Here is a 15,210-nt window from a genome sequence, read left to right on the forward strand (position 1 = left end):
ATAGCTTTAGAAGCAGTTACGGTATTATCACTGCCGTAACTGCTTTTGTTTTTTATATGGTCAATAAATCATTTAATTATTTAAAAATTCATTTTCTGAATCGATATGAAGAACAGTTCAAAAACTATTGACAATTTAATCGGTATATGATAAAATATGCATATAAATGGAATCATATCTGATTTATTTTCACTAATTAGTAAATGATAAAAAATAAATCTCAGCTGTTTCAGTATTATAATGGTTTTCGGCAGCGTATATGCCGCTTATCTACTTTATAACTAAGGAGGAATTGATCAATGAATAATCATGTCGGATGGAAAAAAACAACAGCATTTATCATGGCATTGACTCTTGTAGCAGGCAATATGCCTGCAAACGTAGGAGGTTTTTTTACAGTAGGCACAGGCATTGTAGCTACAGCAGTACCGCCGTCTGAAAATAATTCTGGGATATTGTTTGAAAATGCATCCATAATTAATTCATGGACAAGCGGAGATTGTACCGTGACACTTGATTCTGAAGGTACTCTGACAGTATCCAAAAATGAAGGCAGCGGCAATGGCGCTATGGCGGATTATGGTTCTGCAGCTGACAGACCGTGGCACAGTATTTCTTCTGATATCAAGTCAGTAATCATCGAAGATGGTGTAACAACTGTTGGCAACGCTGCTTTTGCTTTATTTAGTGGATTAAATTCTGTAACTATTCCAGGTTCAGTTGAAATGTTAGGTTACAGATCTTTTTATAGCTGTAATTTATCATCTCTTCATTTTGATACGAGAACAAATGATTTGACGCTTAATGTTCAAGCATTTAAAACCAATCCATTTACAACTACCGATATCACTCCCAATAATTTGCAGTATGTTCCAATTAATAATTCAAATGCAGAACCTGCTTCTCTTACAGCAGATGCCCTTAAAAACGGTAATATTATCATAAAGGGTGTTTCTATAGTATATACACCTGTTGAAGCTAAAGCACCAACTTATGAAGAAAACGGAAATATCGCATATTATGTTGGTACAGATGACAAATATTATACTTATGATGAAACAACATCCTCATATACTGAAATAGATCTTGAAGACACTGTTATCCCAAAGCTGGAAATGCAGCCCTCTATGAATATAGTTGTTGATTCTTCTAAGATGGATCTGAATTTCTATGTTCCTATAGCTGACGATTATTCGATTTCAGATTATACTGTAACATACGGCGGCGAAGATCAGACACTTTCTGAGATTCAGTTAAGTAATAAGAATTATGGTGTGTTTACTGTAAAGTGTGCCGCTAAGAATATGACAGATGAAAAACAATTCGTCATCAAAAACGGAGATACTCAGATATTCAGCGAAAATATTTCTGCTGCAGGTTATCTTAAACAGCTGAAGGACCATTCGACTTACGGTCCTATGGTCAAATCCATGCTTCGATATGGTGCAGCCGCACAGAATTATTTCGGATACAAAACAGATGATCCGGCAAACAGTGGTATCGAAGGTTATGGACTTGATACTCTGAAAGAATTAAAAATTGATGATAATTCACCTTCTCAAGTTCAATATTCTCAGGCATTTGACCTTCAGTATTCTTCATATTATGGAATGAATATGACCTATGATTATGATACATCACTGCTTATTGCATTCAGGATCACAGGCAGCTATGAAGCATCTAAGGCTGAGCTTGAAGAAAAATTCGTAAGTGAAACTTACGAAGTCACCTATGAAAAAGACAACACCGGCAATTTTATTATCGTTAAGGTAGCAAATATCCCGATCAAGAAGCTTGGTGAACCTGTCTTTACTTTTGGCGGTGTTGATGTCAAGGCAACTGATTATCTTGCAAGGATAGCAAATAATCTCGAAAAATCCGATAAATTGCGAGATCTGTGCAGAGGACTTTATGCGTTTTATGCTTCTGCAACTTAAGAAAGAGGTGAACTTTAATGGATAAGAAATATGTTACTCCCGAAATGGAGATCACCGAGTTTTTGAATGAAGATGTGATAACAACATCTACACCTGATTATACTGATCCCAATACACCCGGCGGTGAAGGCTGGGGCTGATAATACAACAATTAATCAGGATACAGTATTAGAGATATGCGCTGCGTCATTTCCATGTAGGGTTGACGCAGCGTTTTTATGTGAGATTATAATTGTTTGATAAAAATATGTCATATAAATGACCGAGCAGCAAAATATAATGCGAGCGGCTTTACTTTTACGGCATAATGTGTTATAATAAACTTATCATTACTGAAAGGAATGTTTTAAATGAGTGAAGAATGTACACATGATTGCAGCAGCTGCTCAGCTGATTGCTCATCAAGAGATAATGGCATAGAAAAAGCACCTGCACATTATATGTCTAATGTTAAAAAGGTCATCGCGGTAGTCAGCGGAAAGGGTGGTGTTGGTAAATCACTTGTTACATCTCTGCTGGCTGTTGATTTTGCCAGAAAGGGCTTCAAAACTGCTGTGCTTGATGCAGATATCACAGGTCCTTCAATCCCTAAGATTTTTGGCATTAATGAAAGACCTGTCAACAATGAGGAAGCTCTGTTCCCTTGTGAGAGCGAATTCGGTACTAAGGTCATGTCAATAAATCTGCTGATGGAAAATTCCTCTGATCCTGTTATATGGCGCGGCCCTGTTATAGCAGGTGCTGTAACACAGTTCTGGACAGATGTTGCATGGGGCGATGTTGACTATATGTTCGTTGATATGCCTCCCGGAACAGGTGATGTTCCACTGACAGTTTTCCAGTCACTTCCTGTTGACGGTATTGTAATTGTAAGCTCACCTCAGTCTCTTGTATCTCTTGTTGTGGAAAAATCTGTAAAAATGGCAAAGATGATGAATGTTCCCATACTCGGTATCATCGAGAATATGAGCTATCTTAAATGTCCGGATTGCGGCAAGGAGATCAAGGTGTTCGGTGACAGCCATGTAGATGAGATCGCTAAGGAATATGATCTCAAAGTTCTTGCAAAACTGCCTATCGACCCGCTTACTGCAACTCTCTGTGACAGCGGCAAGATCGAGATAATCGAAAATGATACTATTGCGGCTTTCAAGGATATCAAATTCTGATAGATGTTTTATTATAATAAAAATGCTCTTCCGTCAGTTTGGAAGAGCATTTTTTATATGATTATCCCGATGACACACCACATTAATTAGTATTATATCGGAACTTGAAACACTTGGCGGTTATCCTCACCCCGCCGCAGACGGGGAAATGATAACTACGACACGATATTACCGTGTTATATAGCACTTTGTGGTGGTGTGCTAAATGGATAACCATGTTTTTTATTTTTCATCCACAAGGTTGCTTATCCATATATCAGAGCGAACCATGAAATATCCTAGAAATACTTTGATTATCTCCGCGAAAGTTATTATAGTAAACATCGGGTGGATATCCATTTCAGTGAAGTGAGCCAGTATAAAAGCACAGGGGATCACAAGTACCCAGGTGAATACAAAATCAAACAGGAAAGTCAGACCTGTTTTTCCACCGCTGCGTAGTGTGAAGTAGCAAGCGTGAGTGTATGACCATAAAGGCATAGCGATAGCCTGTATAATTATCATGAAAGTCGAAAGATCCTTGACAGCTTCACTTGTTTTGTAAAGTTTTGGAAAAAGAGGGGCTAAAGGTATTATCGCAGCAGCAAGTATTACAGTGGATATGACGCTAAAAAACCTGAGCTTATCATCTGTGCTTCGTGCTTCTTTGAGCTTGTTTGCTCCGAGCTCTGCACCGACTATAATCCCTATACAAGCTCCCAGTTGGATGAATACCACGCTGAAAAGATTTGTTATGGTACTGCTTATGTTTCTTGCAGCTACTACATCAAGACCCCTTTCCGAATAACACTGAGCCAGTACTGACATACCTGCCGCCCATAGAAATTCGTTTATCAGCAGTGGGTATCCTTTGAACGTCATAGATCTTATTAGGTTAGATGGAATAGCTGTGCTTCTGAACAATCCTACAATGTAAGGGTTACTTTTGGGGTTTGAATGTGTCCAGATTATAACAACTGCAGCTTCGATCGCTTTAGCTATTACTGTTGCAACAGCGGCGCCTTTTACACCCATCTCCGGCATACCAAGCTTTCCGAAAATGAGTCCGTAGTCCAGAACAAGGTTCACGCCGACTGCTGTCATAGAACTTATCATTGGTATAGTGGTGATACTGCACTCACGAAGGGTGCTCGAATATGCTTGTCCGATCCCGAAAGGTATCAGACCTATTATCATTATTCCCATATAGTCCTTTGCGCTTTTTATGGTAAGAGCTATCATCTCAGGACTATCATCTTCACTTATAAATAATTTTATCAGAGGTTCATCGAAAAATCCTAATACAAATGCTCCTACGGCAATAGTAACAGCACAGATATACAGCTTGAATCGTACTGTGTACCTTAGACCATCGTTGTCGCCTTTGCCGAAAAACTGTGCTCCGAAAATACCCGGACCGGCGACTGCACCGAATACAGTTATATTGAATACAAATATGAACTGATTCACGATAGATACACCGCTCATCTGTTCTGTTCCTATTTGCCCGACCATGATGTTATCTATCATGCTGACAAAATTTGTGACAAGATTCTGCAGTATCATCGGTATTACTGTAATAAGCACGCGCTTATAGAAAGCTTTGTCACCTATATATTTTTCTTTTAATGATGTTTTCATTATACTCTCCTTTTTATGACTGAGGGAAATTATAACATAGTTTGCTCAAAAAAGCAAGTCAATACTCGTTATTTTTACATTTTATTGATTATTCTTTGCGGTATATATTTTAATTGTAGGTGAGCATAATACGGAATAGTTCAAACAAGAACTTTGCCATGAAGATTTATTCATATAAAACCAATGAATAGTTCAGCGGTGTATGATACAATATAATCGGTTTGTAAATATTGTACAAACCGCGTTGTATAATTTTGATAAAGAACATAAAGGAGAAAACAATGAAATTAAGAAAATCAGCTATTGTTTTGACTGCTATAATGATGATGTGCGCATCGGGCTGTGCTAATTCCGAAAAAAATGAAAATGCCGATAAGTCAGATAAAACAGAAAAATCAAATTCCTCTGTCGTGACTACAACTGTTGCAAATACAGTTTCTATGCCTGAACCTATACCGGTGCCGGAAGGCGGGTGGACAGACGAAACCATCAAAGATGTTATCTACATCAATGGCAAGAATCTGGAACTGCCATGTACCATTGATGACCTTGGTGACGGTTTTGAGATAGAACCTAATGATGAGGCTGATAAGGAAATAGAGGAAGGTCGCGTCGGGATATATCATCTCAACTACTATGGATATTTTGTAGGCTTTGTTGGTATAAAAGAGTCTAACAAAATATATTCATTAGACTTTGATGCATTTGACAGCCCTATTGAGGACTATCCTGATATACCTTTCAGTATCAATGGTGTCACTATAGGTACTCCTTTTTCTGAGGTCAGAGAGAGAATGGGTAAAGATTTTTCAGATGAAGGTAATCCCGGTCACTTTAAGTGTGATTTCAAAAATTTTAGGGTTAGTATGTATGATGCGTACAATAATGATAAGATATCTTCTATTGAGATATTTAGTCATTAAAAAGAACAGCTTGTATAATTATATTGAAATCCTGTCAGATAAAAAATGAATGTTAAATTTCATTTCGCACTTGACAAAAGAGCAAAAATGTAGTATCATTAGTTAATAGTATAGATAAATGCTTTGACGGAGCAAAGTAGTCTGGTAGGCGCATTTTCAGAGAGTCTGCGGCAGGTGTGAGCAGGCAGCGTCCCACGATGAAGTTACTCTCCCGAGCTTTCGGCTTGAAATCTCAGTAGGGCTGAACGTTTCCCGCGTTAAGGGCAATGAGGTCGGCGTATGCCGATAAACTGAGGTGGTACCGCGTAAATTTCGCCCTCGGAGGACTTAGTGTCCTTCGAGGGCTTTTTTGATGCTTGTAAAGCGAGGTGTCGTTAGTTGAACAGTATCAGGCTTGTTAAGGCAAATGCTGAGAAAGCTGTGCTTGTGCATAGGTTGCAGCGTGAGGCTTTTATGCCGCTGTATGAACGATACCGCGATGACGAGACTTCTCCCGCACTTGAAACTGTCAGCCGTATCACCGAAAGAATATCTGATTCCGATTTTCTGGTGATATATCTTGGGGATACGCCTATGGGCGGAGTAAGGATTCGGCGTTTTGAAAATGATGGTGAAGTCGTAAGGAATATCAGCCCGCTGTTTATTATTCCCCAATACTGGGATAAGGGTATCGGTTCAGAGGTCATGAAAGTGCTTTTTGATACCTATTCTGATGCTGACAAATGGACGCTTTCTACAATCGAAGAAGATGAAAGAAACTGTCATTTTTACGAAAAGCTGGGATTCGTTCGCACAGGCACAAGTACTGTCATAAACGAAAGAATGACTATCATCGGTTATGAGAAGAGATGCTGAATAAATATTTCGGCTGTTATTTGTAAGATATGGAATACATCAAAGCTAAGACTATTCTGCAAAAGTGCAAAGATACCTCGTGGTTCGGGAATGATTACAATATGAATCTGTACCGCGGCTGCTGTCACGGTTGCATATATTGCGACAGCCGAAGTGATTGTTATCAGATAGAGGATTTTGACAAGGTTCGTGCCAAAGATAATGCGCTGATGATACTCCGTGATGAACTTCGCAGGAAAGTAAAATCAGGTGTAATAGGTACGGGTTCGATGTCCGACCCATATAACCCTTTTGAACGCGATGAAAGACTCACGGAAAAATCGCTGATGATTATAGATGCATACGGCTTCGGGATTACGGTGATAACCAAATCTCCGCTGATAACAAGAGATATCCATCTGTATAAACAGATAGCAGAACATTCACCCGTACTTTGTAAAATGACGATAACCACCGCAGATGACAAGCTTTCGCGGTTAGTTGAACCGCGTGTGGCTGCCTCTTCAGAAAGGTTTGATGCACTTGCCAGGATGTCCGATGCGGGAGTGTTCACCGGTATTACATTGATGCCTGTTCTGCCTTTTATTGAAGATACCGAGGATAACATAAGGACGATAGTTCGCAGAGCGCATGAATGTGGAGTGCGGTGCATATATCCTGCTTTCGGAATGACGCTTCGCTCAGGCAACAGGGAGTATTTTTACCAAAAGCTTGACGAGAGCTTCTCGGGGTTGAAAGATCAATATATCAGAAGATACGGCAACAGATATGAATGCCCGTCACCGAATGCTAAAAAACTTTGGCAGGTGTTCACAGAAGAATGCGTAAGGTACGGCATACTTTATGAGATGAAAGCAATTATTAACGCATATAAAGCAGGGTATGAAGACGGTCAGCTTAGCTTTTTTGACTGACTAAACCCACTGAAAGGTTGTGATAAAAATGATATCTACCGCAGATTTCATTGTTTATGTGAAAGAGAGGGCTGTCTGATGTTCAGAGAAATGCTGAGAAAGAAACAAGCTCTTACAGACGAAGAATGTATAGCGGTGTTAAAGACTGAAAAAAGGGGAGTTCTTTCTGTTCTTGGTGACGATGACTACCCATATGGTATGCCTATAAACCATTTCTATTTTGATGAGGACGGACATATTTATTTTCACGGTGCTAAGTTTGGTCACAGGGTCGATGCAGTGAAGCGCCACGAAAAGGTCAGCTACTGTGTTTTTGATGAGGGCTATCGCAAAGAAGGCGAATGGGCTCTGAACATAAAAAGCGTTATTGTTTTCGGCAGACTTGTTCCCGTGGAAGACGAAGCTAAGATGATAGACATCTGCAGAAAACTCAGCCATAAATTCACCGATGACGAAAGCTACATTGAAAGTGAGATAAAGAAGGCGGGTTTTCGTACATTGATGTACGAGCTTATTCCTGAATATATGACTGGCAAACTGGTAAAAGAGGCATAATTCGATAATAAATAACACAAGTAAAATAATGAATATAAAATATTTTCAAATGGAGGAAAACTAAAATGACTTGTTTTGAAGAACTCAAAAGAAGAGGACTCATCGCTCAGATGACAGATGAAAAGGAACTGGAAGAACTTATCAACAATGGTAAGGCTACTTTCTATATCGGTTTTGACCCCACCGCTGACAGCCTTCACGTTGGTCACTTCATGGCACTGTGCCTGATGAAGAGACTCCAGATGGCAGGCAACAAGCCTATTGCACTGGTAGGAGGCGGTACCGGTATGATCGGTGACCCTTCAGGTAAGACTGATATGCGTAAGATGCTTACTCCTGAGACTATCCAGCACAACTGTGAATGTTTCAAGAAGCAGATGAGCAAATTCATCGATTTCTCTGATGGTAAAGCACTGATGGTAAACAACGGCGACTGGCTGCTGAACCTCAATTATGTTGATGTTCTCCGTGAGGTAGGCGCTTGTTTCTCTGTAAACAAGATGCTGACATTTGAGTGCTATAAGCAGAGAATGGAGAGAGGTCTGACATTCCTGGAATTCAACTACATGATCATGCAGTCTTACGACTTCTACAGACTGTTCCAGGATTACGGTTGTAATATGCAGTTCGGCGGCGATGACCAGTGGGCAAATATGCTGGGCGGTACCGAGCTTATCAGAAAGAAGCTTGGCAAAGACGCTTACGCTATGACAATCACCCTGCTGCTCAACTCCGAGGGCAAGAAGATGGGTAAGACCGAAAAGGGTGCTGTTTGGCTTGATGCTGAAAAGACTTCTCCTTACGATTTCTATCAGTACTGGAGAAATGTTGATGATGCTGATGTTATCAAGTGTCTGAAACTGCTGACATTTGTTCCTATTGAGCAGATCGAAGAAATGGAGCAGCACATGGAAGGCGCCGAGTACAACAAGGCTAAGGAACTGCTGGCATTCGAGCTGACAAAGCTTATCCATGGTGAAGAAGAAGCTCAGAAGGCTGATGCTGCTGCGAAGGCAATTTTCGGCGGCGGAGCTGACAGTGCTGATATGCCTGCCGTTACACTCACAGCCGATGATGTTGATGAGAATAAGCAGATAGGCATACTGAATCTGCTTGTAAAGTCCGGTCTGGCTCCTTCCAATGGTGAAGCAAGAAGACTTGTTCAGCAGAACGGTATAGCTGTGAACGGTGAAAAGTTTACCGATCCTAAGGGTATGGTAGATCTCTCCGAGCAGGTCATTATCAAGAAGGGCAAGAAGGTATTCCTCAAAGTTGTTCTCGGCTGATCTGTCTTTACTGATACAAGCAGTAAGTATTTTTAATATTCCGATACACTGCCCGAGGGTCATGCTCTCGGGCAGTACATTTAGAACAAATGTAAATTTTAACAAACCCTATTGCATATATATTACACTTATGCTATAATAATCCAAAAGGTGATGAATATGTATATCTGTCCCGTATGTAAGAAAAAACTTAATAGAGTAGGAAATTCATGGAAATGCTCCAACGGACACAGCTTTGATATAGCCCGCAAGGGTCATGTGAATCTTCTTACGACAGCAAAGCATAATCCTAAGACTGCCGGTGATAATGCCGACATGGTAAAGGCGCGAACGGAATTTCTTGATAAAGGTTATTATCTGCCTTTAGCTGAAAAACTTCGTGAAGTCGCAGGTAATGTGCTGCAAGGCGAAAAATCTCCTGTCATCATCGACAGCGGCTGCGGTGAGGGCTTTTATACCGCTGAACTCTCTAAGCTTGAAAACGCCCGTATCTACGGCATCGATATCTCAAAACACGCTATAGCCCATTGTATGACAAGGGTTCATCTTGCGGGGATAACGAACTGTCAATTCGCTGCAGCATCTTCATTTGACCTGCCTTTTGCGGGTGATTCAGCTGATGCAATAATAAGTGTATTTGCACCTGTCTGTAACGATGAGTATGCTCGGGTGTTAAAAAAAGGCGGCACACTTATTGTTGTTTCGCCTTCTCCACGGCACTTATTTGAATTAAAAGCAGCGGTTTACGATATGCCTTATGAAAACAAACCCAATGACTATCATCTTGATAAATTCAATAAAGGCACAGATACTGTTTTTGAATACAAAGCGCTTCTTTCATCACAGAAGGACATATTCGATCTCTTTATGATGACACCATACTTCTATAAAACATCCGAGGAGGGTATGGCTAGGTTGAGATCACTTGATACTATCGAGGTCACCTGCGGTTTTGTGATACAGGTATTTCTTAGTAGATAGCAGGTAATATGTTATAGAAATGGGGGATAATTATGGATAAGAAATTATTTTGCAAGGGTTATACGTGGGGATTTTTCAGCAGAGAGGGAGAACTACTGTCTGAAGAAGCCGAAAGATCCATGAAGCGCCTCGCATCGAATGGATTAGACTGGATATGCATAACTGTAAACGGCTGGCAGGAAACATTTTACAGCACAACGATCTTCTCGCTGTATGGTCTTACCCAGACCGATGAGGAGATCGCTCATGCAGTAAGTATGGCAAAGTCACTTGGTCTGAAAGTATGCCTTAAACCAATGGTGAACTGCCTTGATCGCTCGTGGCGTGCCAGAATAGATTTTCCCAGTGAGGAAGGAAGCGGTTATTGGGAAAAATGGTTCACTTCATATAACAGGTTCATGGTGTACTATGCTAAAATGGCAGAAAAACTTGGCTGTGAAATGCTATGTACAGGATGTGAGATGGCTGGCATGGATAAGCAGAGTGATCGCTGCCGTTACATGATAAAAAAAGTCAGGGATGTTTACAGTGGTATCATCATGCATAATATCAATCACGGTGATGAACTTAGGTTTGAATGGCTTGGTGATGTTGATGTCATCGGTATAAGCGGTTATTATCCTGTTACAGATGCTGCAAACAGAAGCATCGACTTTATGCGTAAGCGATGGTCAGAGGTAGTTTTACGTCTTGAGAAATGTCATGAAAAATATAACAGACCTATAATGTTTGCAGAGATTGGTGTTCGTAATGAACAGGGATGTTCTTCTTACCCATGGGATTTCCTTTATCGGTCGGAGAAACCGGTTGATGAACAGGAGCAATCTGATTTTTATGAGAGTGCCATGGAAGCGACCTGGGATATTCCCTGGTTCTGCGGCTACTTCTGGTGGGACTGGAAAGCTGTTATTCCTGCGGAAGAAAAAGCTAAGGATAATCGTGATTTTACCATATACGGTAAACTGGCTGAGAAAACTCTCAGAAAATGGTATACTGAAAAATAATATCAAGAAAGCTGTCCTGCGAATGAACCGCAAGGCAGCTTTATACTTATGAATAATAATAAAAAGAGCTGACCGTCAAACGGTCAGCCCCTTGTGTGTATCTTATTTGCTCAGCTTGGATTCTCTCATGATGATATCCTCTCTCTTAGGACCGTTGGATACCATTGTGATAGGGAAGCCGATCTGCTGCTCTACAAATTCTATGTACTTGCGGCAATTTTCGGGAAGATCCTCATACTTGCGTATACCGCCGATGTCGGTCTTCCAGCCGTCCAGAACTTCCAGAACGGGCTTAGCTTTCTCAAGCTTGCCTGTGGTTGGGAAGTCTGTTGTGACCTTACCGTCGATCTCATAACCAACGCATACAGGTATCTTGTCAAGGTAGCCGAGTGCATCAACAACTGTAAAAGCAACATCGGTAGTACCCTGGATACGGCAGCCGTACTTGGAAGCTACACAGTCAAACCATCCCATTCTTCTGGGTCTGCCTGTTGTTGCACCGTATTCACCCTTGTCTCCGCCGCGCTTTCTGAGTTCTTCAGCTTCGTCACCGAATATCTCCGATACAAATGCACCCGCGCCTACTGCAGAAGAATATGCCTTACATACAGTTACGATCTTCTTTATCTCATAGGGAGGTATACCGGCACCGATAGCGCCGTAAGCAGCCAATGTTGAAGAAGAAGTTACCATAGGATAAATACCGTGGTCAGGATCCTTCAGTGAACCAAGCTGACCTTCAAGCAGTATATTCTTGCCTTCCTTGATAGCATTCCAAAGATATGCAGAAACATCGCATACATAAGGCTCTACCATTTTCTTGTATTCCATCATAGTGTTGAACAGCTCGTTCTCATCTATGGCAGGCTTGTTGTACATATACTTCAGCAGGATATTCTTCTGCTCCAGTACTCTGTGGATCTTTTCTTTAAGCGCATCTTCATCGAAAAGCTCCTGAACCTGGAAACCGATCTTAGCATACTTATCAGAATAAAAAGGTGCAATACCGGATTTAGTAGAACCAAAACTTGCCTTGCCGAGTCTTTCTTCCTCGAATTTATCAAAATCAATGTGGTAAGGCATTATCATCTGAACTCTGTCGGATATAAGCAGCTTGGGCATAGGTACACCCTGAGATGTTACTTCGTTAAGTTCCTTGAAAAACTTGGGTATATCAAAAGCTACACCGTTGCCGATGATATTTGTAGTGTGATCATAGAATATGCCCGACGGGAGAGTGTGGAGTGCAAACCTGCCATAGTGATTGTGTATGGTATGACCTGCGTTTGCGCCGCCCTGAAATCTTATTACGATATCAGACTCCTGCGCCATCATGTCCGTGAGCTTTCCCTTGCCTTCGTCGCCCCAGTTTGCGCCAACAATTGCTCTTACCATTTGTAAATTTCCTCCTTGCTGTTAAGCGGGATCATGTATAAATTAAGGATTTAGCGTGCTGCTATGTGAAAATCTCCATACCAACACCAATATATTATAGCACATAATTCCTTGCTTGTAAACACCTGATTCAATTTTTAACATTTTCATAATATTTTTCTGATGAATGTGTGATGCTAAGAAAAAAATTTCCAAAAAGCCTTGCAAAATTCGCCGTGTTATATTATAATAGTATTTGGCTATATAATGAACGTCTTATAAATAATCATGCTATTTTTATGCAGTACGATCCAGATGTTGACTGCATTTTAAGGAGAGAATAAATGAGATCACATATTATGACAGCACTGCTCCTTTCGGGTATGCTTATTATGTCGCTTACCGGCTGCTCTCAGAAAAAAGGGGAAAACACCGGTAAAGAGACTGCATCCTCAGCTAAAGAAACTAAGGCAGTAGCTGATAAGGTAGAATTAAAAAACTATCAGTTCCCGGATTTCTTAAATGAGATAAAGCAACCTGATCCTCTCAGCAGCCCTGTATATTCCAGTTTTGTTTTATCTGATTATGTCAGTACGGTACAAGAACAGCCTTTTGAAGACTACGAATGCACAGAGAAAATAGGAAACAGTCTTTATGTTTACAGTGACGGCAAGTATAAAGGGTTATTGAATGGCGATGGTAAAGTTCTTCTGAAAGCAGATACATATACTTCCATCAGCCTTTGCAAGCCCGGAACCCTTGTTCTTTCAAGAGATAAAGAGCTTAATGCTCCTGATGAATACTTCTCCTATAACGGGTTGGGGATTGTTAGTCCGGTTGACCCGCCGGATTTTAAATCCGAGAATATTGCTGTCACAGAGGATACACGGCTTAAACCTGCCGATAATGAAGAAAATGATGGTTCAAGCAAGGTTTATAATCTTTCAGTTGATGAAAATAAGATCGTAGGAGAAGGATCTTATTATATTGATTGGGATAAGGTCGAAAGCATTTCAGCACAAGCTATAAACACATCACGCCCCTATAGTGCATATTACAGGGTGCAGAAAAGCGATGAGATATACTATATATGTTTTGATCGATTCTATAACTATACTGTTTACAACGGTGCCTATGGCTTCGTAAGGGTCAAAGTCGGAGACAGCTTCGGTGGATGTTATATACTGGATCATGATGACTATTCTGAATTGAACAAGCTTATAAAAAGCTTCGGTGATTCCGGTCAGCTCAGGTCACCCAGCAAGGATACCGGTCTTGACTATGTTCAGATCGAAACAGGATACGGAACAGATGATGTTGTTACCATGACTGTTTCTGCAGATGGTTACTGTCTTACAGATCACAACAGCAGCAGTGAAAGTCTGCCTGAAAAATATTTTTCAATATTAGATAAGGAAAGCTTTGTAAGTCTGGTAAATTGGGTAGACCAGGTACTTTCGGCTGAATACAAAAAATGATGACTGATTTTGCAGGAAAATGCATTTTTTCCTGCAAAATTTTCTGCTTTAAGCGTAATAAGCATTGACAAGTACGTTTTGTTGTGCTATTATAATAGTTGCAGGTCTTTTGGAAGTGACAATTTCAGTATTTTATTTCGTGTAAATGAAAGTGTTTTCAACAGATCTGCATTTAGATAAAGCCGTGGTTACGGCGAGTGTTATTTGGAGGAACAAATGAGTTTATTTGACGCGATTGTACAGGGTATACTTCAGGGTTTGACGGAATTTCTGCCGGTTTCCAGTTCGGGACATATCTCGCTGTATCAGCATTTTACCGGTAATAATGGTGATAACGCATTGGTTTTTCTGGCTGTATTGCATCTTGGTACACTTTTGGCAATATTTATAGCTTTCAGAAAAGATATATTTGAACTGATCAAAGAACTGGGTAATATTTTCGTAGATCTCCGCAAGCGCAGGTTTACCTTCAAAGATATGAATCCTCAGCGTCGTATGATATTTATGCTGATATTATCATGTCTTTGCCTTGCGCCTTTTGCACCTTTCAAGGACTGGTTTGAATCTATCGAAAAAGATCACTCTATTTTTGCAGAGGGTCTCTGTTTCCTTTACACGGGTTCTATACTGTTCATGTCTGACAGATGCACCAAAGGAAATAAGAAGGCAGGGGATATCAAAGTCAAGGATTCTGTAACTATAGGTCTTTTTCAGGGTGTGGCACTTCTTCCAGGTGTATCAAGATCGGGTTCTACAATTTCCGCAGGACTGTTCTCAGGTTTCTCACGTGAAACCGCTGTAAAGTATTCTTTTATACTTGGAATACCCGTTACGTTCCTCAGTTGTTTGCTGGAAGTAGTTGATTATATTAAAAAAGTTCACGGATCAAATGTCAATGTCGAAAAGGTTGGCTTTATCAACTGTGTTGTTGGATTTGTTGTAGCAGCAATAGTTGGTGTTCTTGCTATAAAAATGGTAAGCTGGCTGGTGAAGAGCGATAAGTTTAAGGTGTTTTCATACTACACCTTTGGTCTTGGCACAGTGGTGCTCATTATCGCATTCATTGAATTCTGCATGGGTCATCCCATCCATTTCTGATAATTACATATCTGCG

Annotated in this window: 14 protein-coding genes and 1 other annotated feature; of the genes, 12 read left to right on the top strand and 2 right to left on the bottom strand. The window is 40.5% G+C overall.

Features of this window, described 5'->3' with window-relative positions:
• Positions 1-299: 299 nt before the first annotated feature.
• The 3 genes from RUMAL_RS20755 (at position 300) to RUMAL_RS08925 (ending at position 3,106) form a co-directional block, all read left to right on the top strand.
• Positions 300-1,937, top strand: a complete 1,638-nt coding sequence (locus RUMAL_RS20755) for a leucine-rich repeat protein (RefSeq protein ID WP_013498417.1) — start codon at positions 300-302, stop codon at positions 1,935-1,937.
• Positions 1,938-1,954: 17 nt separating this feature from the next.
• Positions 1,955-2,077 carry a hypothetical protein gene (locus RUMAL_RS22705; protein WP_013498418.1) on the top strand — a complete coding sequence of 41 codons (123 nt, stop codon included), beginning with the start codon at positions 1,955-1,957 and terminating at the stop codon, positions 2,075-2,077.
• A 210-nt stretch (positions 2,078-2,287) separates the two neighbouring features.
• Positions 2,288-3,106 (top strand): Mrp/NBP35 family ATP-binding protein, encoded by an 819-nt coding sequence (locus RUMAL_RS08925; protein ID WP_013498419.1) that lies wholly within the window; start codon positions 2,288-2,290, stop codon positions 3,104-3,106.
• A gap of 222 nt (positions 3,107-3,328) precedes the next feature.
• On the opposite strand, the gene RUMAL_RS08930 is transcribed toward RUMAL_RS08925, so the two are convergent.
• A complete protein-coding gene (locus tag RUMAL_RS08930) occupies positions 3,329-4,726 on the bottom strand; it encodes an MATE family efflux transporter (protein WP_013498420.1) in 1,398 nt (465 codons plus the stop codon).
• Between the two features lie 281 nt (positions 4,727-5,007).
• On the opposite strand from RUMAL_RS08930, the gene RUMAL_RS08935 reads away from it, so the two are divergent.
• The 7 genes from RUMAL_RS08935 to RUMAL_RS08965 all read left to right on the top strand — a co-directional run bounded on the left by RUMAL_RS08935 (position 5,008) and on the right by RUMAL_RS08965 (position 11,244).
• Positions 5,008-5,649 carry a hypothetical protein gene (locus tag RUMAL_RS08935; protein WP_013498421.1) on the top strand — a complete coding sequence of 214 codons (642 nt, stop codon included), beginning with the start codon at positions 5,008-5,010 and terminating at the stop codon, positions 5,647-5,649.
• Positions 5,650-5,763: 114 nt separating this feature from the next.
• Positions 5,764-5,972: a binding site (T-box leader), on the top strand.
• A gap of 55 nt (positions 5,973-6,027) precedes the next feature.
• Positions 6,028-6,504 carry a GNAT family N-acetyltransferase gene (locus RUMAL_RS08940; protein WP_013498422.1) on the top strand — a complete coding sequence of 159 codons (477 nt, stop codon included), beginning with the start codon at positions 6,028-6,030 and terminating at the stop codon, positions 6,502-6,504.
• A gap of 29 nt (positions 6,505-6,533) precedes the next feature.
• Positions 6,534-7,418 (top strand): SPL family radical SAM protein, encoded by an 885-nt coding sequence (locus tag RUMAL_RS08945; RefSeq protein ID WP_013498423.1) that lies wholly within the window; start codon positions 6,534-6,536, stop codon positions 7,416-7,418.
• 78 nt (positions 7,419-7,496) lie between these two features.
• A complete protein-coding gene (locus RUMAL_RS08950) occupies positions 7,497-7,973 on the top strand; it encodes a pyridoxamine 5'-phosphate oxidase family protein (RefSeq protein WP_013498424.1) in 477 nt (158 codons plus the stop codon).
• Between the two features lie 65 nt (positions 7,974-8,038).
• Positions 8,039-9,259, top strand: coding sequence for a tyrosine--tRNA ligase (tyrS, locus tag RUMAL_RS08955; RefSeq protein ID WP_013498425.1), 1,221 nt, complete (start codon positions 8,039-8,041; stop codon positions 9,257-9,259).
• A gap of 159 nt (positions 9,260-9,418) precedes the next feature.
• Positions 9,419-10,240, top strand: a complete 822-nt coding sequence (locus tag RUMAL_RS08960) for a methyltransferase domain-containing protein (protein ID WP_013498426.1) — start codon at positions 9,419-9,421, stop codon at positions 10,238-10,240.
• Positions 10,241-10,272: 32 nt separating this feature from the next.
• Entirely contained in the window at positions 10,273-11,244 is a 972-nt protein-coding gene (locus RUMAL_RS08965) for a glycoside hydrolase family 113 (RefSeq protein ID WP_013498427.1), read from the top strand.
• Positions 11,245-11,346: 102 nt separating this feature from the next.
• Here the strand turns inward: RUMAL_RS08965 and RUMAL_RS08970 are convergent, their stop codons facing one another.
• Positions 11,347-12,639, bottom strand: a complete 1,293-nt coding sequence (locus RUMAL_RS08970; RefSeq protein WP_013498428.1) for an adenylosuccinate synthase — start codon at positions 12,637-12,639, stop codon at positions 11,347-11,349.
• Between the two features lie 323 nt (positions 12,640-12,962).
• On the opposite strand from RUMAL_RS08970, the gene RUMAL_RS08975 reads away from it, so the two are divergent.
• Positions 12,963-14,096 carry a hypothetical protein gene (locus tag RUMAL_RS08975; RefSeq protein ID WP_013498429.1) on the top strand — a complete coding sequence of 378 codons (1,134 nt, stop codon included), beginning with the start codon at positions 12,963-12,965 and terminating at the stop codon, positions 14,094-14,096.
• Positions 14,097-14,312: 216 nt separating this feature from the next.
• The gene (locus RUMAL_RS08980; protein WP_013498430.1) at positions 14,313-15,194 is read left to right on the top strand and encodes an undecaprenyl-diphosphate phosphatase; all 882 of its coding nucleotides are present in this window, start codon (positions 14,313-14,315) and stop codon (positions 15,192-15,194) included.
• Positions 15,195-15,210 lie beyond the last annotated feature (16 nt).

The organism is Ruminococcus albus 7 = DSM 20455 (assembly GCF_000179635.2).
Lineage (GTDB): Bacteria > Bacillota > Clostridia > Oscillospirales > Ruminococcaceae > Hominimerdicola > Hominimerdicola alba.